The 21594-nt window shown below is 62.9% G+C and carries 15 protein-coding genes and 1 pseudogene; 6 read left to right on the top strand and 10 right to left on the bottom strand.

Translation table 11 applies throughout. The features are described from left to right. Positions 1-59: 59 nt before the first annotated feature. Both VJ673_RS11765 and VJ673_RS11760 read left to right on the top strand, forming a co-directional pair. Positions 60-539: pseudogene (locus tag VJ673_RS11765) on the top strand (STAS domain-containing protein); the annotation flags it as partial. Further along, entirely contained in the window at positions 532-822 is a 291-nt protein-coding gene (locus VJ673_RS11760; RefSeq protein ID WP_324126291.1) for an acylphosphatase, read from the top strand. The pseudogene VJ673_RS11765 and the gene VJ673_RS11760, both read left to right, overlap by 8 nt. An 89-nt stretch (positions 823-911) precedes the next feature. On the opposite strand, the gene VJ673_RS11755 is transcribed toward VJ673_RS11760, so the two are convergent. The 4 genes from VJ673_RS11755 to VJ673_RS11740 form a co-directional block, all read right to left on the bottom strand. Then, positions 912-3089: an MtrB/PioB family decaheme-associated outer membrane protein gene (locus VJ673_RS11755; RefSeq protein WP_324126290.1), complete on the bottom strand. Its 2178-nt coding sequence runs from the start codon at positions 3087-3089 to the stop codon at positions 912-914. Positions 3090-3108: 19 nt separating this feature from the next. Further along, positions 3109-4068 carry a DmsE family decaheme c-type cytochrome gene (locus VJ673_RS11750; protein WP_324126289.1) on the bottom strand — a complete coding sequence of 320 codons (960 nt, stop codon included), beginning with the start codon at positions 4066-4068 and terminating at the stop codon, positions 3109-3111. Between the two features lie 154 nt (positions 4069-4222). After that, complete coding sequence (locus tag VJ673_RS11745; protein ID WP_324126288.1) at positions 4223-4552, bottom strand: c-type cytochrome; 330 nt, start codon at positions 4550-4552, stop codon at positions 4223-4225. A gap of 108 nt (positions 4553-4660) precedes the next feature. Beyond that, the gene (locus tag VJ673_RS11740; protein WP_324126296.1) at positions 4661-6289 is read right to left on the bottom strand and encodes a methyl-accepting chemotaxis protein; all 1629 of its coding nucleotides are present in this window, start codon (positions 6287-6289) and stop codon (positions 4661-4663) included. A gap of 252 nt (positions 6290-6541) precedes the next feature. On the opposite strand from VJ673_RS11740, the gene VJ673_RS11735 reads away from it, so the two are divergent. Continuing rightward, the gene (locus tag VJ673_RS11735) at positions 6542-7141 is read left to right on the top strand and encodes a peroxiredoxin (RefSeq protein WP_324126287.1); all 600 of its coding nucleotides are present in this window, start codon (positions 6542-6544) and stop codon (positions 7139-7141) included. A 65-nt stretch (positions 7142-7206) separates the two neighbouring features. Here the strand turns inward: VJ673_RS11735 and dnaE are convergent, their stop codons facing one another. The 5 genes from dnaE to VJ673_RS11710 form a co-directional block, all read right to left on the bottom strand. Continuing rightward, on the bottom strand, positions 7207-10701 hold the full coding sequence (gene dnaE / locus VJ673_RS11730; RefSeq protein ID WP_324126286.1) for a DNA polymerase III subunit alpha: 3495 nt from the start codon (positions 10699-10701) through the stop codon (positions 7207-7209). Positions 10702-10753: 52 nt separating this feature from the next. Beyond that, entirely contained in the window at positions 10754-11128 is a 375-nt protein-coding gene (locus VJ673_RS11725; RefSeq protein WP_324126285.1) for a hypothetical protein, read from the bottom strand. A gap of 33 nt (positions 11129-11161) precedes the next feature. Then, entirely contained in the window at positions 11162-12136 is a 975-nt protein-coding gene (locus VJ673_RS11720; RefSeq protein ID WP_324126284.1) for a quinone oxidoreductase family protein, read from the bottom strand. A gap of 48 nt (positions 12137-12184) precedes the next feature. Then, positions 12185-12385 carry a DUF2905 domain-containing protein gene (locus VJ673_RS11715; RefSeq protein ID WP_324126283.1) on the bottom strand — a complete coding sequence of 67 codons (201 nt, stop codon included), beginning with the start codon at positions 12383-12385 and terminating at the stop codon, positions 12185-12187. A gap of 75 nt (positions 12386-12460) precedes the next feature. Further along, positions 12461-14764, bottom strand: coding sequence for an NADP-dependent malic enzyme (locus tag VJ673_RS11710; protein WP_324126282.1), 2304 nt, complete (start codon positions 14762-14764; stop codon positions 12461-12463). A 363-nt stretch (positions 14765-15127) separates the two neighbouring features. Between VJ673_RS11710 and VJ673_RS11705 the strand changes: the two genes are divergently transcribed. After that, positions 15128-15907, top strand: a complete 780-nt coding sequence (locus tag VJ673_RS11705) for a ParA family protein (protein ID WP_324126281.1) — start codon at positions 15128-15130, stop codon at positions 15905-15907. 39 nt (positions 15908-15946) lie between these two features. Here VJ673_RS11705 and VJ673_RS11700 read toward each other — a convergent pair whose 3' ends face one another. Then, positions 15947-18160, bottom strand: a complete 2214-nt coding sequence (locus tag VJ673_RS11700) for a UvrD-helicase domain-containing protein (protein WP_324126280.1) — start codon at positions 18158-18160, stop codon at positions 15947-15949. A gap of 291 nt (positions 18161-18451) precedes the next feature. On the opposite strand from VJ673_RS11700, the gene VJ673_RS11695 reads away from it, so the two are divergent. Further along, on the top strand, positions 18452-18781 hold the full coding sequence (locus VJ673_RS11695) for a hypothetical protein (RefSeq protein WP_324126279.1): 330 nt from the start codon (positions 18452-18454) through the stop codon (positions 18779-18781). A gap of 191 nt (positions 18782-18972) precedes the next feature. After that, the gene (gene leuS / locus VJ673_RS11690; RefSeq protein ID WP_324126278.1) at positions 18973-21594 is read left to right on the top strand and encodes a leucine--tRNA ligase; all 2622 of its coding nucleotides are present in this window, start codon (positions 18973-18975) and stop codon (positions 21592-21594) included.

Below are 21594 nucleotides of genomic sequence, written 5' to 3'. Positions count from 1 at the left end.
TCCTGCGTTGGCCAGCAATCGTCGCTGCATACCGAGGGATTGAGGAGGCTGTTTGACACGCAGTCGAACTCGGGTTGGTGCTCGCGAGCCTGTTCTTCATCTATCGCATGTCGGATCTGACGCGCATCGAAAGGATCCCGCTTGAAGACTATTATGGAGTGGATGCGTTGGCGCGGGAGGACGGAACCCGAATCATTGCCTACCGCGTCTTCGGCAGCCTCTTTTTTGGAGCGGCGAACAAGCTGGAGAACCTGCTGCTGATGCAGGACGGCCATCCCGACGCGGTCATTCTCGACATGGAAAAGGTCACCAACATCGACACGGCCGGCCTCGACATCCTGCAGACGCTGCACCGCAACCTGCAGAAACGCGGCGCAGAACTGATCCTGTGCGACCTGAATTCGCAGCCGGCATCCATCATCGAACGGTCCGGCTTCGCGGAAACCCTTGGTCGCGCCCGCCTCGCGGGCAACATCACCGACGCACTGTTCCGCGCCCAACGCGCGGACGAACTCGAGCCGGAGCTCTCCTATGCCTGAAGCTACCGCCGTCGCACGACTCGTGATGATTCACGGCCTCGTACAAGGGGTCGGCTATCGAGCCAGCGCGCAGGCCGAAGGCGTGCGACTGGGACTCCGCGGCTGGGTTCGGAACCGTCGCAGCGGTGCGGTGGAGGCACTAGTTGCCGGTCCGGCGTCGAGCGTCGACGCTTTCATTGCCTGGGCGCACCGCGGGCCGTCGATGGCGTGCGTCGAGCGCGTCGAAGTGTCTGCCGGCGAGATGCCGAAGAACGGCGACTTCGACGTTTTCCCCACTCTCTAGCGACCTTCTCGAACAGGAAGAAAAAACGCCGTTCGGGGCAAACCGAACGGCGTTTTCAATTGATGCGACCGGTCAAACCGGTCTCGGCATTACCACCACTTGTAGTAGGCGGAGACCCCGACGAAGTTCACCGTCTGCGACGGATCCTGGCGGATCGTCGTGCCATCGCCTGCGGCGGTGTTGGATAGATACTGCCAGGTCTTCCACGTCCAGTCGTCTGCGAGGCGGCGATCGTAGATGTAGTCGAAACGCAGGCCAGCGTTCTTGCGCAGCGCATACTGGCTGAACAGGCGCAGGGTCGTCGTCCGGTACTTGATGTCCGGCAGATCGCGAGCGCCGGTCGTGCCCTGCTCATTCGCCAGCAGGTATTCCGCCTTATCGTACGAGAACTCCAGGGTTGCACCGACCTGCAGCTTCTCGCTCACCTTCGCGTCACCGCCGATACCGAAGGCATCGGTGCGGTTACGCAACGCAGCAGTCCAGATGTTGAGGGTCGCCAGTTGGGCTACCGTCAGTTCGGTTTGCCCTGCAGCCGGAACAGGCGTTGCTCCGGCTGCGGTCGCCTGCTTCGAACGCGTGTCGGCGCGGGTCGCCCAGGCGTTCAGCTTCGACGACTCATCGAGCGAGTACGTTGCATCGAGCGAGTACAGCGTCGAACTGCCCTTGCGTGCGCCGAGACCAAGGTCGATACGTGCGGCGTAATCGTCACGTGTATCTTCCGCCACGACTTGAAGATTGAGCGACTCGACCGGCGTCCAGTCTGCGCTCAGGCGGACCTTCTCGCGATCGCGATCGGCCAGATGGATCGGCGCGATGAAATTCCGCGACACCGCTCCGTTCAGGAAACGATTGACCAGGAAATCCGAGCCGTTCCGGTCGCTATGGATGTAGGCAACGGCCCCATTCAGGGTCTCAGACATCGCGCGGCGAAGTTCGAGCTTCCAGGAAGCCTCGTCGGTCGACTCCCGGTGGCTGACGACGCGTACGGCAGAAGTGTTGCGCTTCTTCTCCTCGTCCTCGAAGCCGGCAACCAGACGGTAACCGCTGCCGAGGAGGTAATTCGCTTCGACCTTGCCCTGCTGCGTCTGATAGGAGCGTACTTCGTTGGTGCCGTCGTGACTGATGGCGCTTACCGGAGCATCGATGTACTTGAAGGAAGGCGTCTTGTCGTCACGATCCTCGTAGCGCAGGTTGGCAATCAGCGAGAGCTTAGGCGTCGGACGGGTGCTCAGACCGACGAACGCCAGCGTCGTATCAACATGTCCGCCGAGTCGAGTCCGGCCGGAAATGTTCCCGGTCGTCACCGTATCAACGACACCCGGCGGATTATCGATAAAGTCGTCGTTCTGAGTCGCTATCGTCTGAGCAAGCTTGAACGACGCGCGCGTGGTATCGGTGAAGTTGTACCCGCCGTCCACGTAGAACTGGTGCGCCTGATTGCTCGGAGGGAGAGCCATCGGGTTGAGCGGAACCACGCCGGGCGCGATGGTGTTGAAGCCTGCTCCGCCTCCGGTGATGTTGAGAGCCGTATTGTGATTCGAATACTGCGAACCATAGTAGCCGCCGGCCAACTGCAGCTTCGCGTCGGTGAAGGCGATCTTGGCTTCCCACGTCGTGATTCGGCTGTCGATCGGCTCGGCGAGGAAGTTGAACCAGCGGTTGGCGGCTCCGGCTCCAAAACTCGTCCCACGGCCCCAGAGACGCGCGCCGTCCTTCTCCTCGTTCGTGAAGCGGAAAGTCGTGCTCCAGTTCTCGCCGAGGTTCTTTTCAAAGCCGAGCGCGATCTTCTCGCGCTTGGTGTCGAGAATCACATCGCGCTTGTTGGCCGACGATACGTTCAGGTTGTTCGACCCGATACCCTGCAGCCCGGTGTTGATCGTGTACTGGCTGTATCGCGGAATTTCGCGATAGTCGAGCGAGAGTTTCCAGTTGCCCTGCGGTCCATACACGAGCCCGAGCTCGCGGGTGTCCAAGCCGAGATTGCGACCACGCAGCTTGTACCAGGTGCCGGTCGCATCGTCACGCCGCACGATGTCCATATCGACCAGGCCGTATAGACCGCTGTCCTGCAATGCGCGGTACTGGCCGAAGTTGTGGTTGTCCTGGTCGACATAGCCGACACCCAGCCGGACACTGCTTTCCGGACGGGTCAGCATCGTCATGTCGTCGACTTCGTCAGCCGCCATCGACTGCAGCGGGAACACGGCAGCCAGCGCCGCGGCAACGGCCGAAAGGCGGAGGGTCGTGTCAATTGCACGGTTCTTCATGTTCATTCTCCCTCCCATATCAACGGCGGAACGTCCGCTCGTTGCCGGCGTTAACCGGATTATTCGAACCGTGAATCTGCGTATGGCAGTTCAGGCAACCGCGAGCCAAGGTGTTGTTGGTTTGCGGAATGGGGGTACCGGGGAAAGTCAGTGAAGCGATGTTGCCCTGGTGGCTGCCCGGTTCGTGGCACTGTTGGCAGAGGAAGGGCGGACGGGATTTGAGCAGGTTGGCGACGTTCGAGCCGTGCGGGTTATGGCAGATCGTGCAGTCCTCGGTCACCGGCTGATGAGTCCGGATGAACGGGCCGCGCTTTTCCATGTGGCATTGGTAGCAGGTCTGCACCACGCTGTCGCGGTTCATCAGCTTCGGACCGGCGGTGCCGTGCACGTTGTGACAATCGGAACACACAACCGTCCCTTCCTTGATCGGATGGTGGGATTGGCGGTTCACGAGAACGCGCTGCTCCTTGTGGCAGCTGAAGCAAACTTCGGGCTGCGTCGCACGCTCGCGCACCGGATCCTGCGCGGAGTGGATGCGGTGACAGGACGCGCATTCGAGGTCGGCCGCCGCATGGGGGCCGGACTGCCAGTGCATGTTCACGCCGCCCTGGTGGCAGCTCAGACAGGCCTTGTTGCGCTCGGCAACCGGGGTCGTGGACTTCTTGCCGAAGTTCACGGTGGGCTTCGGACGCTCGGTCACGTCCGAGGGCTTGTTGATGTGGGTCGGGCTATCGCCGTGACAGCTGGTACAGGTGCCGGCTTTCGGGTCGGCCATCGTGCCATGGCGGGTCTTCCCGATCGACAGGATGGGCTTGGCTTCCCCTTCGTCGTGGCAACGCGTACAGACGGCGTCGCCGGCCTGGACGCTATCCTTCACTTCGCGGGCCTCGACGGACCCGACGCTCACGCAGGCAAGCAGCGCTACCCCCGCGAGCGATTTCAGCATCCAGTCGCGAACGCTGTTCAGTTTCAACTTCATGTGCTTCTCCCCTTTTTACTGCAATAAAAGGGCTGACGTCGCGCATCCCTCGCTACGTCAGCCCCGATTCCATGCCCGTCGGACTCACGCCCGACAGCCAGACCTTCGCCTATTCAGCCCCTTGCTCCGCGCTCGCGGCGAAGCGCCGCGGATCTCAGCGAGACAAAATCCACTCCACGACATTCTTGACCGCCGCTGGATCGTCGGTCTTCAGCGTCTCGTGATCCTCTTCCTTGCCGTCGACCTTCACCTTGCTCGGTACGGTGACGTGCTTGGTGAGCTTGTCCATTGCTTCGGGCTTGCCGCGGTACTTTTCCGCCGATTCCTTGAACGACGGACCATCCTTCTTCTTGTCGACCGCGTGACAGGTCAGACACTTGCTTTTGCGCACCAGCTTGTCCGCAGCATCCGCGTCCATCGCGGCGGCGGGCAGGCTGTGGACTGCCGCCGCCATTGCCAGGGCAATGACACCAAACCTTTTCATTTCAACTCCTTGTTGGGCTCCGAGCTACCGAATGCCCCTATGTATCGAATTGTTTCTTATACGGACCCGAGTAGCAAGGGGCCATCGTTGCATCCGTGCAACGTCTTGTTAAACGCGGAAGCGGCGAATTTCGTCGCGCAGATCGGCGGCCAGATGCTCGAGGCTTTCCGTCGCGCTGGCGACTCCGTCAATCGAGGTGCTGGCCTTTTGTGCAAGACCGGCGATCATCTCGACGCTGCTCGCAGCAAGACCGCTTGCCTGCATCTGCTCCTCGGTGGCGGTGGCGATGCTCGTCATGCCGTCGGCGACGCGGGTCGCCGAATCCATATTGCTTTGCAAGGCATCGGAAACACGCTGCATCGACTCGCGAATCTGGATGAGGGCAAGCGATCCCTGGGTGATCGCCGCTCGCACCTCTTCCGATCCCGCATTAAGACTGTTCGTGACATCGTCGATGTCGCTCGCCGACCGTGTGGATTTCTCGGCGAGCTTCCGCACTTCGTCGGCGACCACCGCGAAGCCTCGCCCGTGCTCGCCCGCGCGTGCTGCCTCGATCGCGGCGTTCAAGGCAAGCAGATTGGTCTGATCGGCGATCTCCTTGACGCGGGCCGTCAGGTTCGTGATCGCGCTCGTCTTCTCGATGAAGTCGCCCGCCGTGTGCGTCATCTTTCCGACGGCGGCGTCCACCTCGGAGAGCCTGCCGGTCAGCTCGACGACGTCCGTATTGCCACTTTCGGCTCGCGCCAGGCTGTTGCGGGCAAGCTCCGCCACTTCGCCGCTGGCCTGCGCGACCGACATGATGCTCGCCGCCATCTCCTCGACAGCCGACGCCGCCGATGCCGATTTCTCGGACTGCTCTCCGGCCCCGGCGCGAATTTCCGTCGTGCCGCGCTGCAGGTCGCTGGCCGCGCCGGATACCTGGTCGGCAGAGGTGGAAATCTTCCGGATCACGTCCTGAAGCTTCTCCATCATGCGGTTGAAGTAGGTCGCGGCCTGGCCGACTTCGTCCAACGCGGCAACAGGCAGGCGCTGCGTCAGATCGCCTTCGCCATCAGCGATGTCGCGCAGGCGGCTCGAAAGCACTCCCAAGGGACGGGCCACAACCGCCTGCAGAAACACGAAGATCAGCACGATCATCAGGCCGAGGGCGGCGACCGTGCCGCCGATGAGTTTGGTGCGCGCGGCAGAGACGCCGGCAGCCATGCTGTTGAGCGACACCTCCATCGTCACGGCGCCCAGCACGACGCCTTCGGGCGGCTCGTCGTGGCATTCCGTGCAGTCCTTGCCGAGGTAGCTCTTACGATTCGTGTGGGGAAAGACAGCTTTGAGGATCTTGCCCTTGGCGGGGTCGTCGCGGACTTCAAAGAACGGCTGGCCGCTCTCGATTGCAGCCTTTTCATCGGGCCCGACGTTCATTTCGTCTTCGTCGCCGTCGCCAAACTGGTTGATGACGGGCTCGGCGCGAACGACCCGCATGTCGGTCAGCCCCGAGGATTTCTTCACCTGATCGAGATAGATCGCCCGCTTCTTCATCGTCTTGGTGCTCTTCATGAACACCAGCGTGGCCATCGTCATCTGGTTGATGGTTTCTGCGAAATCATGCGACTGGCTGATTGCCATTCGCTCCTGCTCCGCCGAGACCCAAAGCACCAGAGTGGTACCGACGGCGATCAGCAAGCTCCCGATAGCCAAAATCAGGCGCACCCAGATCGGCGAATTCCTTAGTCGTTGCATCATCGCAGCCAAGTCCTGTTCTGTCCGCTGAAGCCGCCTCTCACCGCGACGGCCACAGGGCATTCTTACCCGGTTACTACGGTAACGGACTTGGGGACTTTAGCAAGGGCCGAAATCAAGGAAAAAAAGGTGTCAATTCTTCGCAGATCAACAATAGCGATTTCCTATCGAGCCCATGCAGAAAAGCCAATTTACGGCAGGATGTTGTCGGCGACATAATCGTTGTGTCATTCCACTCATCAGGAGAGTCCGAAAATGGCAGTTCTCGTTGGCAAGAAAGCCCCCGATTTCACCGCGACCACGGTGCTCGGCAACAATGAAATCAAGGACATCACCTTCTCGGAATACACGAAGGGCAAGTACACGGTGCTGTTCTTCTATCCGCTCGACTTCACCTTCGTGTGCCCGTCCGAGCTGATCGCCTTCGATCATCGTCTCGAAGAATTCAAGAAGCGCGGCGTGGAAGTGCTGGGCGTGTCGATCGACAGCCAGTTCACCCACCTCGCCTGGAAGAACACGCCGGTCAACAACGGCGGGATCGGCCAGGTTCAATACGCCCTGGTTGCCGACATCAAGCACGAAATCTGCCGTGCCTATGATGTCGAAGCCGAAGGCGGGGTCGCCTTCCGCGGCTCGTTCCTGATCGATCAAAAGGGCGTCGTGCGCCATCAGGTCGTCAATGACCTGCCGCTCGGCCGCAACATCGACGAAATGATCCGCATGGTCGACGCGCTCCAGTTCACCGAGGAACACGGCGAAGTCTGCCCGGCGGGCTGGAACAAGGGCAAGGCCGGCATGAAGGCGAGCACCAGCGGCGTCGCCGAATACCTGGCGCAGCACGCCGAAACGCTGTAATCCGCAGCTACTACGGCGAACAAGGGCCGCACCCCCGGGGTAGCGGCCCTTTCCTTTTCGGGGCCTCAGTTCGGATAGAGGATATCGACCGACTCGGGCTGCAGCCACTCGCGCAGGCTGTCGAGCAGCGCGTCCTCCAGCCTGACCTTCCACCCGTCGCCCAGGGGAAGTTCGGCTTCGGCTTCCTCGTTGCGGTAGCGCACACGAATCGGGCAACCGCCGTTGCGGTAAGGTGCGAGCAGCGCCTGCAATCGATCAGCGGCCGCGAGCGGGCCGCCGGACGCGCGAACCTCACCATTGACGCTGATCTGCAACGCTTTGGCAAAACGCGACCGAGCCTCGCCCAGCGTCAGCAGCTTGTCGGCGATGATCCGGTAGCCGCCCGTGAAATCGTCGTTGCTGACCTTGCCTTCGACCACCAGCACTTCGTCGATCACGATCTTCCCGCGCTGGTTGTCATAGTTCTCGGAGAACACCGACACTTCACGCACTTGGCTTCCATCGTCGAGGATGACGAAAGCCATCTTGCCGCGCGCGGTCATCTTGATCCGCAGGTCCGTTACTACGCCCGCCATCATGACCAGATCGCGGGACGGCTCGATCTCGGCCAGCGAACGGCGGATGAAGCGACGTACTTCTTTCTTGAATGAGTTGAACGGATGGCCGGACAGGAAGAAGCCGATGGCCGTCTTCTCTTCCTTCAGACGCTCGCGTTCCGTCCACGGGCGGGCGGCGACATATTCGGGCGCGGCGCCCGCGGCCTCCGGGACCATGTCGAACAATCCGCCCTGCATCGCGTTCGCCGCCGCCTGCTCCGCGGCTTCCATCGCGAGGCTGACGGTGGCGATCATGCGGGCACGGTCCCTGTTTCCGCTCGGCTCGATAAGGTCGAACGCGCCGGCGCGGATCAGTGCCTCGATCACGCGGCGATTAACCGCGCGCCGGTCGACACGGGCGCAGAAATCGAAGAGGTCCTTGAACGGGCCGCCCTCTGCGCGGGCAGCGAGAATCGAACGCACCGCGGGCTCGCCCGCCCCCTTCACTGCACCGAGACCGTAGCGGATCGTCTTGCGATCGGTCGGCACGAAGCGGTAGTCGGAGGCGTTGACGTCCGGCGGCAGGATCGTGATGCCGTTGGCGATCGAGTCCTCGAAGAAGATCTTGATCGTGTCGGTGTTGTCCAAATCCGCAGACATCGTGGCGGCCATGAAGGCCGCGCAGTGGTGGGCCTTGAGCCAGGCCGTGTGGTAGGTGACGACGGCGTAGGCGGCGGTGTGCGACTTGTTGAAGCCGTACTCCGCGAACTTCGTCATCAGGTCGAAGAGCTGTTCGGCGAGCGCCGGATCGTAGCCCTTCTGCTTCGCACCGTCCGCGATGGTCTCGCGGTGCTTCGCCATCTCCTCGGGCTTCTTCTTGCCCATCGCTCGACGCAGCATGTCGGCACCACCAAGGGTGTAGCCGCCGATAATCTGCGAGATCTGCATCACCTGTTCCTGATACACGATGACGCCGTAGGTCGGCTCGAGACAGGCTTTCAGGTCGGGGTGGAAGTAATCGATCTCCTGCTGGCCCTTCTTCCGCAGAATGAAGTCGTCGACCATGCCTGAGCCGAGCGGACCCGGCCGGTAGAGCGCGAGTACCGCGATGATGTCTTCGAAGCGGTCGGGCGCGAGCTTCTTCAGCAGCTTCTTCATCCCGTCCGATTCCACCTGGAAGATCGCGGTGGTGTTCGCTTCTTTCAGGATCTGGTAGGCGGCGGGATCGGTGAATGGCAGCGCGGCGAGGTTAGGTTTCTCGCCGGTGAGACGCTCGACGTATTCGACGGCGAGCTCGATGATGGTGAGGTTTCGCAGGCCAAGGAAGTCGAACTTCACGAGGCCGACCGCTTCGACGTCGTCCTTGTCGAACTGCGACACCGGGGTCGCGTCTTCGCCATCCGCGATGTAGAGCGGGCAGAAGTCGGTCAGTTTGCCCGGCGCAATCAGCACGCCGCCGGCGTGCATGCCGACGTTACGCGACAGACCTTCGAGCGGTTCAGCAAGCTTCCACAGCTCCTGCACCGACTCGCCGTCATTGCCATCCTGCATCATCTCGCCGATCTGGGACTCCATCTCGTAGGCCTTCGCGAGCGAGACGGGTTTCGCGCCTTCGATCGGGATCAGCTTGGAGAGGCGGTCGCACAGACCGTAAGGCAGATCGAGCACGCGGCCGACGTCGCGCACGACCGCCTTCGAGGCCATCGTGCCGAAGGTTGCGATCTGCGACACCGCGTCCTTGCCGTAGCGCTCGCGCACGTACTCGATGACGCGGTAACGGTTGTCCTGGCAGAAGTCGATGTCGAAGTCGGGCATCGACACCCGCTCCGGGTTCAGGAAGCGCTCGAACAGCAGCGCGTAGGCGAGCGGATCGAGGTCGGTGATGCGTAAGCTGTACGCGACGAGCGAACCCGCGCCAGAACCCCGTCCGGGGCCGACCGGCACGCCGTTCTGCTTGCCCCAGTTGATGAAGTCCGCGACGATCAGGAAGTAGCCCGGGAAGCCCATCTGGACGATGGTGTCGGTCTCGAACTTGAGGCGCGCTTCGTACGTCGGACGCTGGCGCTCGCGCTCGGCTTCGTCGGGATAGAGTTCCTGCAGGCGCACTTCGAGCCCCGCCTTCGCCTCGGCGATGAGGAAGTCGTCGAGCGTCATGCCTTCCGGCGTCGGGAACTGCGGCAGGAAATTCTTGCCAAGCTGCACCGTGAGCGAGCAGCGACGGGCAATCTCGACCGAATTTTCAAGGGCCTCCGGGAGATCGGCGAAGAGCTTGCACATCTCGTCCTGGCTCTTGAAGTACTGCTCGGGCGTGAAGTCCCGCGGACGGCGCTTGTCGGCCAGCACGTAGCCCTGCGCAATACACACGCGGGCCTCGTGGGCCTTGAAGTCTTCGGCTTTCAAGAACTGGACCGGGTGTGTCGCGACGACGGGGAGTCCAAGCCGACCGGCGAGGTGCACGGCCTGCCGGACATAGACTTCCGTTCCGGGATGGCCTGCGCGCTGCAGCTCGATATAGAAACCGCCGGGAAACAGCGCTGCCCATTCGGTCGCCAGACGGTCGGCGAGTTCGGTGTTGCCGTTCATCAGCGCCTGCCCAATCTCGCCGCGCATCGCGCCCGACAGGCAAAGCAGGTCCGACGCCCCGCCGTCGGCGAACCATTCGCGGCGCATTTCGGCGCGGCCGCGATATTTGTTGTCCAGGTAGGCGCGGGTCAGCAGCTCGCACATCTGCCCGTAGCCCTTGCGGTTGCGGCAGATCAGCAGGACGCGGAAAGGTTTGTCGCGCTCGACGTCGTTGGTGATCCAGGCGTCGACGCCGATCACCGGCTTGATGCCCTTCCCACGCGCCCCCTTGTAAAGCTTGACCATCCCGAAGAGGTTGGCCAGGTCGGAAATGCCAAGCGCGGGCATGCCGTCGGCCGCGGCCTGGGCGATCGCCTGATCGACCTGGACGATGCCGTCGGAAATCGAGTATTCGGAGTGGAGACGGAGGTGGACGAAGCGGGGCTGATGTGGGGCATTCATGGGCGGAATTTTACCCGATGCCCCGTGCGACTCGCCGGTTTTCGGCAGGCTGTTACGGAGTTCCGACCGCTGCCTCGCGCGCCTTGGCGAGAGAAAGCTTACGTGCCTGATCCGCCTCGAGAATCTCCGCCTGCTGCTCGGGCGTGAGGGTAGTGCCGAGATCGACTTCGAGTGCCGAGATCAGGCGCGACGCGGCCGATGTGATGCGGCGTTCGTCCGGCATCGCGCGCCGCACTCTTTCGGACGTGGTGCCGACAATGTGGGCGACATCGGCGACGAAACGGTCCTCGATGCGGCGGCTGGCCGCCGTCAGCGAGGCCGTTCGAGCGGGGTCCATCGCGACGCGACTGGTAGGCTGTGCAGCCACCGGAAACGTCGAAAACCCCGCCAAGGCAAAGACCAGCCACAGCACCGTGGATCGCAACATCGTCGCCTTCATCCTTCACTCACTCCGCCTGCCTCAGGGCACCAGGATCGTCGAACCTGTGGTGCGACGCGCCTCCAGATCAACGTGCGCCTGCGCCGCATCGCGAAGCGCGTATCGCTGATTAACCTCGATCTTCACGCGGTCTGCCCCCACCACTTCGAACAGTTCGTCCGCCATGGCGACGAGATCGGCGCGTTTAGCCGAATAGGTGAACAACGTCGGACGCGTCAAAAAGAGTGACCCCATCTTTGCAAGAATGCCCAGATCGACCGGCGGTACCGGTCCCGAGGCAGCGCCGAACAGCACCATCATGCCCATCGGCCGCAGGCAGGCGAGCGAATCCATGAAGGTGTCCTTGCCGATGGAGTCGTACACGACGGCAACGCCTTCGCCGCCGGTGACCTCCCGTACGCGCTCGGCGAATTCTTCGCGAGTGTAGACGATGGGGTGATCGCATCCATGGGCGCGCGCGAGCGCAGCCTTTTCGTCAGATCCCACGGTCCCGATCACCGTCGCCCCCAGCGCCTTTGCCCACTGGCAGACGATCAGTCCCACCCCACCGGCGGCGGCATGGATCAGGATCGTGTCGCCGGGCTGCACGCGATAGGTTCGCCGCAGCAGGTACTGGGCGGTCAAGCCCTGCAGCATCATCGCCGCGCCCTGATCGAAAGAAATTCCGTGCGGCAGTTTCACCAGCCGGTCCGCCGGCATGTTGCGCACCTCGGCATACGCGCCGATCGGCCCGCCTGCGTAGGCGATCCTGTCTCCGGGAACGAGGTCCGTCACCCCCTCCCCGACCGCGCTCACGACGCCGGCGCCTTCGAGACCGATCCCCGAAGGCAGCGGAACAGGATACAAACCGGTCCGATGATAGGTGTCGATGAAGTTCAGACCGATTGCACGATGCTCGACCTGCACCTCGCCGGCGGCGGGCATCCCGACCTCAACCGACTCCCACTGCAGGACTTCGGGCCCGCCAACCTGATGGAAGCGAATTGCATGCGGCACGGCGGTCTCCTCGAGATGGATGTGAGACTGTCATTGTAATGCGCCGGTTCAGCGCCGGAACAACCAGATAAGAAGACTGATGATTGCCGACACCAGCAGACAGCTGGTGAGCGGGAAATGGAACTCGAAGCCGTCACGCTGGACGTGGATGTCGCCGGGAAGATGGCCCAACGGAAGGCGGGACAGCCAAGGCCAGACAACCCCGACTGCGATCAATGCGACGCCGAGGATGATCAGGAGGCGCTGCATGATTGCACGTTCACCTGTGCGTGCCCAGAACGAATACCGCCGGGCCTGCGGGCCCGGCGGTATTCGACGCTACACTCAGGCGGCGGAACCCGCTGCCAAGCGTTGCTCGTAAGCATCAACCACCGCCACGGCGGTGATGTTGACCAGGCGGCGCACGGTCGCCGACGGGGTCAGGATATGCACCGGCAGGCGCGCACCGAGCAGCATCGGCCCGATCGACACGCCGTCGCTGTTGGCCATCTTCATCATGTTGAAGGAGATGTTCGCAGCGTCGAGGTTCGGCATGACGACGAGGTTCGCTTCGCCGATCAGCGTCGATTCCGGATTCGCCTTGGCACGAATTTCCGGTGACAGCGCCGAGTCACCGTGCATTTCGCCGTCGCATTCGAGGCCCGGCGCGATCTCGCGCAGGATCTCGGCCGCTTCGCGCATCTTGCGGGCGGAGGCCGACCGCGAGCTGCCGAAGTTGGAATGCGACACCAGCGCGACGCGCGGCTCGATACCGAAGCGACGCAGCTCCTCGGCGGCCATGCGAGCGATCTCGGCGACTTCCTCGGCGTTCGGATTCTCGTTCACGTACGGATCGGTGATCGCGATCGTGCGCTTGGGCAGCAGCAGCAGGCTCATCGACGCAAAGAGCTTGGCGCCCGGCTTCAGGCCGATCACGTCCTCGACTTGCTTGAAGTGGTAGTCGTAAGTGCCGAAGGTGCCGCACACCAGCGCATCCGCATCGCCACGACGCAGCACCATGCAGCCGATCAGCGTCGTGTCGCGGCGCATCTTGGCCTTGGCGAGTTCCGGCGTGACGCCGTCGCGGCACAGCATGCGGTGGTATTCCTGCCACAGCTCCTTGTAGCGCGGGTCGGACTCGGGGTTGATGATGTCGAAGTCGCGGCCGGGGACGAGGTTCAGGCCGATCTTCTGGATCCGCATTTCGATGACGCTCGGGCGGCCGATCAGGATCGGACGTGCGATCCCTTCCTCGATGACCACGCGGGCCGCATGCAGCACGCGCTCGTCCTCGCCTTCGGCGTACAGCACCCGCTTGGTTTCAGCGGGGACGCGCTTCGCCGCGGCGAACACCGGCTTCATGACGATGCCGGACTGGTAGACGAAGTCCGACAGGCTCGCCGCGTAGGCGGCCAGATCCTCGATCGGCTGCGTCGCGACACCGGAGTCCATCGCCGCCTTCGCCACGGCCGGCGCGATCTTCACGATCAGGCGCGGATCGAAGGGTTTCGGGATGATGTACTCGGGACCGAAGCGCAGCTCGGCGCCACCGTAGGCCGACGCGACGATGTCGCTCTGCTCGGCCTGCGCGAGTTCGGCGATCGCCTTCACGCACGCCAGCTTCATTTCCTCGTTGATCGTCGTCGCGCCGACGTCCAGCGCACCGCGGAAGATGAACGGGAAGCACAGGACGTTGTTGACCTGGTTCGGGTAGTCCGAGCGACCGGTCGCGATGATGACGTCGGGGCGTGCCTTCTTCGCATCTTCCGGCAGGATTTCCGGGTTCGGGTTCGCGAGCGCGAAGATCAGCGGCTTGTCGGCCATCGTCGCGACCATCTCGGGCTTCAGCACACCGGCCGTCGACAGGCCGAGGAACACGTCCGCACCGACCATCACGTCCGCGAGCGACCGTGCTTCAGTCTTCTGCGCATAGCGGGCCTTGTTGGCCTCCATGTTCTCGTCACGGCCGACGTAGATCACGCCCTTCGAGTCGCAGACGTAGACGTTTTCACGCTTCAGACCCAGGCCGACCATCAAGTCGAGGCAGGCGATCGCCGCCGCACCGGCGCCGGAACAGACAAGCTTGACCTTCGCGATGTCCTTGCCGATGACCTTCAGGCCGTTGATCAGACCGGCGGACGAAATGATCGCGGTGCCGTGCTGATCGTCGTGGAAGACGGGGATCTTCATGCGCTCGCGCAGCTTCTTCTCGATATAGAAGCACTCGGGCGCCTTGATGTCTTCGAGGTTGACGCCCCCGAGCGTGGGCTCGAGCGCGGCGATGATGTCGATCAGCTTGTCCGGATCGTCTTCGGCGAGTTCGATGTCGAACACGTCGATGCCGGCGAACTTCTTGAAGAGGCAGCCCTTGCCTTCCATGACGGGCTTCGACGCAAGCGGGCCGATGTTGCCGAGGCCCAGCACCGCCGTGCCGTTGGTGACGACCGCGACAAGGTTGCCGCGCGAGGTGTATTCACGGGCGTTGCCCGGATCCTCGACGATCGCATCGCATGCCGCGGCGACGCCGGGCGAATAGGCGAGCGCGAGGTCGCGCTGGTTGGTAAGACTCTTGGTCGGAACGACCGAAATCTTGCCGCGCGTGGGTGAGCGGTGATACTCCAACGCCGCGGTGATGAAATCCTGATCCATGTTCTCCCTCTCGAATGGGCGAATTGTTGTGTAGGTGCTGCAGGCGTGATTACGAACCGCAGGACTGTAGGCCCCCGTCCGCAACTCGCCAATTGCGACCATCTGCAGCTTCAAGGGGTATCGCTGCAGACGCGCTGCAAGGATCGGCATACAGCATAAAGGGCACATGCCCGGCTGGCGTAACCAGCGGTCAGGGCCGATCCGGTCGCCTTTGACGAAGCGCAAGTTTAACGCAGGAAGCATCGCATCAGGGTAAACCCGACACTTCCCCACGGTTACAAATTGCGATCGATCGTTGCAATGACGCCTGTCTATCGCAATTTTTTGGCACAATCTCGCGGCACGCTATTGAGGAAAGCAAAGATGCGACGTGTGGTGTTCAACCAAAAAGGCGGGGTCGGAAAATCAACCATCACCTGCAACCTGGCGGCGATCAGCGCGCACCAGGGCATGCGGACGTTGGTGGTAGATCTCGATCCGCAGGGCAATTCGACCCAATACCTGCTCGGCCACTCGGGAGACGCCTTCGATGCGACGCTCGCCGACTTCTTCGACCAGACGCTGAACTTCAAGCTCAACCCGAAGAAGACCGCCGATTTCGTGGTCGAGAGCCCGTTCGAAAGGCTCGACGTCATGCCGTCGCACCCGGCGCTCGAGGACCTGCAGAGCAAGCTCGAATCGCGCTACAAGATCTACAAGTTGCGTGACGCGCTGGACGAACTCGCGCGCGATTACGACCTGGTCTACATCGACACGCCACCCGCGCTGAACTTCTACACGCGCTCCGCACTGATCGCCGCGGACAGCTGCCTGATTCCCTTCGATTGCGACGAGTTCTCGCGCCGCGCCCTGTATTCGCTGCTCGAAAACGTGCAGGAGATCCGGGCCGACCACAATCGTGAGCTCGCGATCGAAGGCATCGTCGTCAACCAGTACCAAGCTCGCGCGGCGCTCCCGCAGAAAGTCGTGCAGGAACTGGTCGATGAGGGCCTGCCGGTGCTGACCCCCTACCTGTCGGCTTCGGTCAAGATCAAGGAATCGCACGAACAGTCGCGCCCGATCATCCATCTCGACCCGAAGCACAAGCTGACGCAGGAATTCGTCGCACTGCACGACGCGCTCGCCCGCAAGTACGGCGCCTGAGACCTCTGCGGCGGCTGTGGCCGCCGCGTCGAGCGCGGCTTAGGCTGGAGTCAGTCGGGCCACGGCCAGCATCAGCCACTTCATGCCGGCCGACCCGAAGTTGATCTGAACGCGCGCGTCGGAGCCGCTGCCTTCGGCCGCAACGATCACCCCCTGGCCGAACTTCGCGTGGGTCACGAGCTGGCCGATACGCAGCCCGCCCAGATCCTGATTCCGCGCCGGGACCGGTGCCGGGCGGGGCGAATAAGCTCCGCGTCCCGGCTCGCCGCCCATGCCGCCCCGCATCCCCATGCCCCGCGGGCTCGGGGGCGACAGCCACTTCGTGAGCGCCTGCGGAATCTCCTCGAGAAAGCGGGAACGCATGTTGTAACGCGTCTGGCCGTGCAGCATCCGGCTCTGTGCGAATGACAGATACAGTCGCTGCCGCGCGCGCGTCACCGCGACGTACATCAAGCGCCGCTCCTCCTCCAGCCCCTCCGTTTCCATTGCGCTGTTTTCGTGCGGAAACAAGCCCTCCTCCAGCCCGGAGAGGAAGACGACGTCGAATTCCAGACCCTTCGACGCGTGCACGGTCATCAACTGCACCGCTTCACTGCCCGGATCAGCCTGATGATCGCCCGCCTCGAGCGACGCGTGCGCGAGAAAATCCGCCAGCAAGGCGTGCGACTGGGCCATCGCTTCCGCATCGGGACTCGCATCCGCGAGGAAATTCGCAGCGGCGTTGATCAGTTCGTCGAGGTTCTCGAGCCGCTCCTGCCCCTCCTTCTCGTTGCGATAGAAGGTCCGCAGCCCACTCGCGTCGAGGGCATGATCGACCAGTTCGGGCAGAGGGAGATTCGCCGTATCCCGGCGCAAATCCTCGACCAGACGCACGAACTGCGCGAGCACCGTGCCAGGCTTGCCGGTCAGGTGCGGCACCGTCGCATACAGACTGGTGTTCCAAGTCCGCGCTGCGTCCTGCAAGGTCTCAAGCGAACGCGCACCGATCCCGCGCGTCGGAAAATTCACGACTCGGCTAAACGCCGTGTCGTCGTCGGGATTTGCGATCAGGCGCAGATAGGCGAGCGCGTGCTTGATCTCCTGGCGCTCGAAGAAGCGCAAGCCGCCGTATACGCGATAAGCGATACCCGACGAAAAGAGCTGGTGCTCCAGCACGCGCGACTGCGCATTGGAGCGATACAACAAGGCGATATCCGATCGACTCGCACCATCCCGCACCAGGGACTGGATCTCTTCGACGATCCAGCGCGCCTCATCGCTGTCGGCGTAGGCTTCGAACACGCGGATCGGCTCGCCGGCGCCGCGCTCCGTCCACAGGTTCTTGCCCAGGCGGCCCGTGTTGTGCCGGATGATCGCGTTCGCGGCATCGAGAATATTGCCGTGCGACCGATAGTTCTGCTCCAGCCGAATCACGCTATCGACGCGGAACTCGCGCTCGAAGTCGCGCATATTGCCGACCTCCGCGCCGCGAAAGCGGTAGATCGACTGGTCGTCGTCGCCCACGCAGAACAGGCAACCCCCACCTTCGCGCCCCTCGTCAGCGAGCAGCTTCAGCCACCGATATTGCAGACGGTTCGTATCCTGAAACTCGTCGACGAGGATGTGCCGGAATCGGCGCTGGTAATGCTTCCGGATCGGCTCGTTGCGCTCGAGCAGCTCGTAGCTGCGCAACAACAACTCCGCAAAATCCACAACAGACTCGCGCTGGCACTGCGCCTCATACTCGATGTAAAGCTCCACGCGGCGCCGTGTGTAGTCGTCCCAGGCCTGAACGGCGTGCGGACGCAAGCCGGCTTCCTTCTGGGCGTTGATGAAGTGCTGCAGCTCGCGCGGCGGGAATTTCTCGTCGTCGACGTTGAGAGTCTTCAGCAGACGCTTGATCGCAGCCAGCTGATCGGCGGAGTCCAGAATCTGGAACAGTTGAGGCAATCCGGCGTCGCGGTGATGCGTGCGCAACAGCCGGTTGCACAGGCCATGAAAGGTACCGATCCACATACCGCGCGCGGTATGACCGAAGTTCAGCGGCAGCATCGCCGACAGGCGTGCCAGCAGCTCCTTGGCAGCCTTGTTCGTGAAGGTGACCGCCAACACCCCCTGTGGATCCACCTGCCCCGTCTGCACCAGCCAAGCGATCCGTGTCGTCAGCACGCGCGTCTTCCCCGAACCGGCGCCCGCAAGAATCAATGAATGACGCGGCGGAAGCGTGACGGCTTGGAGTTGTTCGGCGTTCAGATTGGCAAGCAGATCGGACATGCGTTTTTTCCTCTAGAGCCCGAGATTCTAACCGCGACCGGCATCAACACCGGCATCTGCCCCGCTGTTGCGGCGTTGCAACATACCCCTTGAAGTTGTCTGACCATTGGACTAATTTTCGATTGTGCAAAGCAACACAGGTTTGAGCGGGATCAAGGCAGGTGACACGTGGAAGCATCAAAATCGGCTCCGCCAAACATGACGCACTGCAATAACCGCGCGCACCACCGGCCCAAAAGGCGGACCCGTGCGGCGCAAGATACGGCCGAAAATGGCCGATTGGAGAAGCAAATGATGAAGACCCCCAAGCTACTGCCCTGGTATGCCCGCAAGGCAGGCGTATCGATCGAACGCGCCACCGCCCTGTGGCACAAGGCCGTGCGTGAGGCAACGGCTGAAACCGGGTGGGTTGGCACTTCCGAATACTGGGGCGAAGCGACCAGCTCCTTCCTGCGCCTCCTCGAAGAAGAGCGCGACAGCTTCTGCGCTCCGCACGTCACACCCTTCGTGCGCACCCAAAACCGTCTTTGGCGCCTGCCGCTGACCGCGATGGAAGACATGTTCGCCGCCTTCTCCGCGAACTGGCAGCGCCACGACGGCACGTCGCGCAAAGCGGCCTGAGCCGTCATCCCGAATTCGCGCCCTCCGGGCGCACCCGTCTTCCTCCCTCTCCCTCAGTGGAGATTCAGCATCCGGCGCAAGTCCGGATGCTTTTTTTTGCCCGCACCCGCCCTCGACCCATAGCGCGGCACGCGCGGCCCGACAGGGCTTCGCGCTATACTTGCGCGTTTTCCACGCCTTAAGCCCCTCCCATGCAGGACAAATACACCCCCGCGACGGTAGAAGCCGCTGCCCAACAGCACTGGGAAAGCACCCAAGCCTTCCGTGTCACCGAGGACGCGAACAAGCCCAAGTACTACTGCCTGAGCATGTTCCCCTACCCCTCGGGCAAGCTGCACATGGGCCACGTGCGCAACTACACCATCGGTGACGTGCTCGCCCGCTATCACCGCATGCGCGGCTACAACGTCCTGCAACCCATGGGCTGGGACGCGTTCGGCATGCCGGCGGAAAACGCCGCGATCCAGAACAACGTGCCGCCGGCGAAGTGGACCTACGCCAACATCGACTACATGAAGGGCCAGCTGAAGCGGCTCGGCTTCGCCATCGACTGGTCGCGCGAACTCGCGACCTGCAAGCCCGACTACTACCGCTGGGAACAGTGGCTGTTCACTCGGCTGTACAAGAAGGGCCTGATCTACAAGCGCCTTGGCACCGTCAACTGGGACCCGGTCGACGAGACCGTGCTCGCCAACGAGCAGGTGATTGACGGCAAGGGCTGGCGCAGTGGCGCGGTCATCGAAAAGCGCGAAATCCCGATGTACTACATGAAGATCACCGCGTACGCGGATGAGCTTCTCGACGCGCTCGACGGCCTGTCCGGCTGGCCTGAGCAGGTCAAGCTGATGCAGAAGAACTGGATCGGACGCTCCGAAGGCGTCGAAATCCATTTCCCCTACGACTTGTCGACGGTCGGCAGTTCGGGCGTGCTCAAGGTCTTCACGACGCGCGCCGACACGCTGCTGGGCGCGACCTACGTCGCGGTCGCGGCCGAGCACCCCCTTACGCTTCAAGCCGCGAAGAACAATCCGGAACTCGCCTCGTTCGTCGAAGAATGCCGCCACGGCGGCGTCGCCGAAGCCGATCTTGCGACGATGGAAAAGAAGGGCATGCCGACCGGCCTGCGCGTCGTGCACCCGATCACTGGTGAATACCTCCCGGTGTGGGTCGCCAACTACGTGCTGATGGGTTACGGCGAAGGTGCCGTGATGGCCGTGCCGGCCCACGACGAACGCGATTTCGCCTTCGCGACCAAGTACCGGTTGCCGATCCAGATGGTCGTGCGCTCGACGCGCGATGCCTACGCCGACACGAGCGCGCCGTGGCAGGACGCCTACGCCGAGCACGGTCGCCTGGTGAATTCCGGCAAGTACGACGGCCTGCACTTCCCGGACGCCGTCGACGCGATTTCGGCGGACCTGCAGGCCAAGGGCCTGGGGATGAAGCGTACCCAGTACCGCCTGCGCGACTGGGGCATCTCGCGCCAGCGCTACTGGGGCTGCCCGATTCCGATGATCCATTGCGACGACTGCGGCGACGTGGCCGTGCCGGACGAGCAACTGCCGGTCGTGCTGCCCGAGAATGTCGAAGTCACTGGCCGCGGTTCGCCGCTCGCCAAGATGCCCGAGTTCTACCAGTGCTCCTGCCCGAGCTGCGGCAAGCCTGCGCGCCGCGAAACCGACACGATGGACACCTTCGTCGAGTCATCCTGGTACTTCCTGCGCTACGCCTGCGCCGACAACGCCACTGGAATGGTCGATTCGCGCGTGAACTACTGGGCGCCGGTCGACCAGTACATCGGCGGTATCGAACACGCCATCCTGCACCTCCTGTACTCGCGCTTCTTCACCCGCGCGATGCGCGACGAAGGCATGGTCAACGTCTCGGAGCCCTTCACCAATCTGCTGACGCAGGGGATGGTGGTCGCCGACACCTACTACCGTGAAGCAGCGGGCGGCAAGAAGGATTGGATCAACCCGGCCGACGTGCAGGTCGAGCGTGATGACAAGGGCCGCCTCGTCGGCGCGAAGCTCATTGCCGACGGCCAGCCGGTCGTGATCGGCGGCACCGAGAAGATGTCGAAGTCGAAGAACAACGGCGTCGACCCGCAGGCGCTCGTCGAGCGTTACGGCGCCGACACTGCCCGCCTCTTCATCATCTTTGCCGCACCGCCCGATCAACAGCTCGAATGGTCCGATTCCGGCGTCGAAGGCGCGTACCGCTTCCTGCGCCGCGTGTGGTCCTTCGGCCACGCTTTCGCGACCGAATACAAGGCGGCTCTGCCCGCCAGCCGCAGCCTGGCTTCCGCCAAGCTGCCGGAAAGCTTGGCCGCCGTGCGCCGCGAGATCCACACCTGCCTCAAGCAAGCCAACTACGACTTCGGCAAGCATCAGTTCAACACCGTCGTCTCGGCGGCGATGAAGATCCTCAACGCCCTCGAAAAGGCCGCGCGCGACAACGCCGCCGCCCACGCGGAAGTTGCCGAAGAGGGTCTGTCGATCCTGCTGCGCCTGCTCGCACCGATCACGCCCCACGTCGCGCATGCGCTGTGGACCCAGTGTAGTTTTGCTGGCGACCTGCTGCAGGCCGCTTGGCCGGAGCCGTCCGAGAGCGCGCTCAAGCAAGACGAAATCGAACTCGTCGTGCAGGTGAACGGCAAGCTGCGCGGCAGCGTAAAGGTCGCCGCCGATGCACCGACCGCGCAGATCGAAGCACTTGCGCTGGCCTCGGAAGCCGCGGTGAAATTCATGGAAGGCAAGCCGCCGCGCAAGGTCGTGGTCGTGCCGGGCCGGCTCGTCAACATCGTCGTCTGA

Origin of the sequence: Aromatoleum sp. (assembly GCF_035254505.1) — a bacterium.
Taxonomy (GTDB): Bacteria; Pseudomonadota; Gammaproteobacteria; order Burkholderiales; family Rhodocyclaceae; genus Aromatoleum.
Note: the sequence above shows the minus strand (reverse complement) of the source record. Positions and strands in the feature narration are given on the sequence as shown.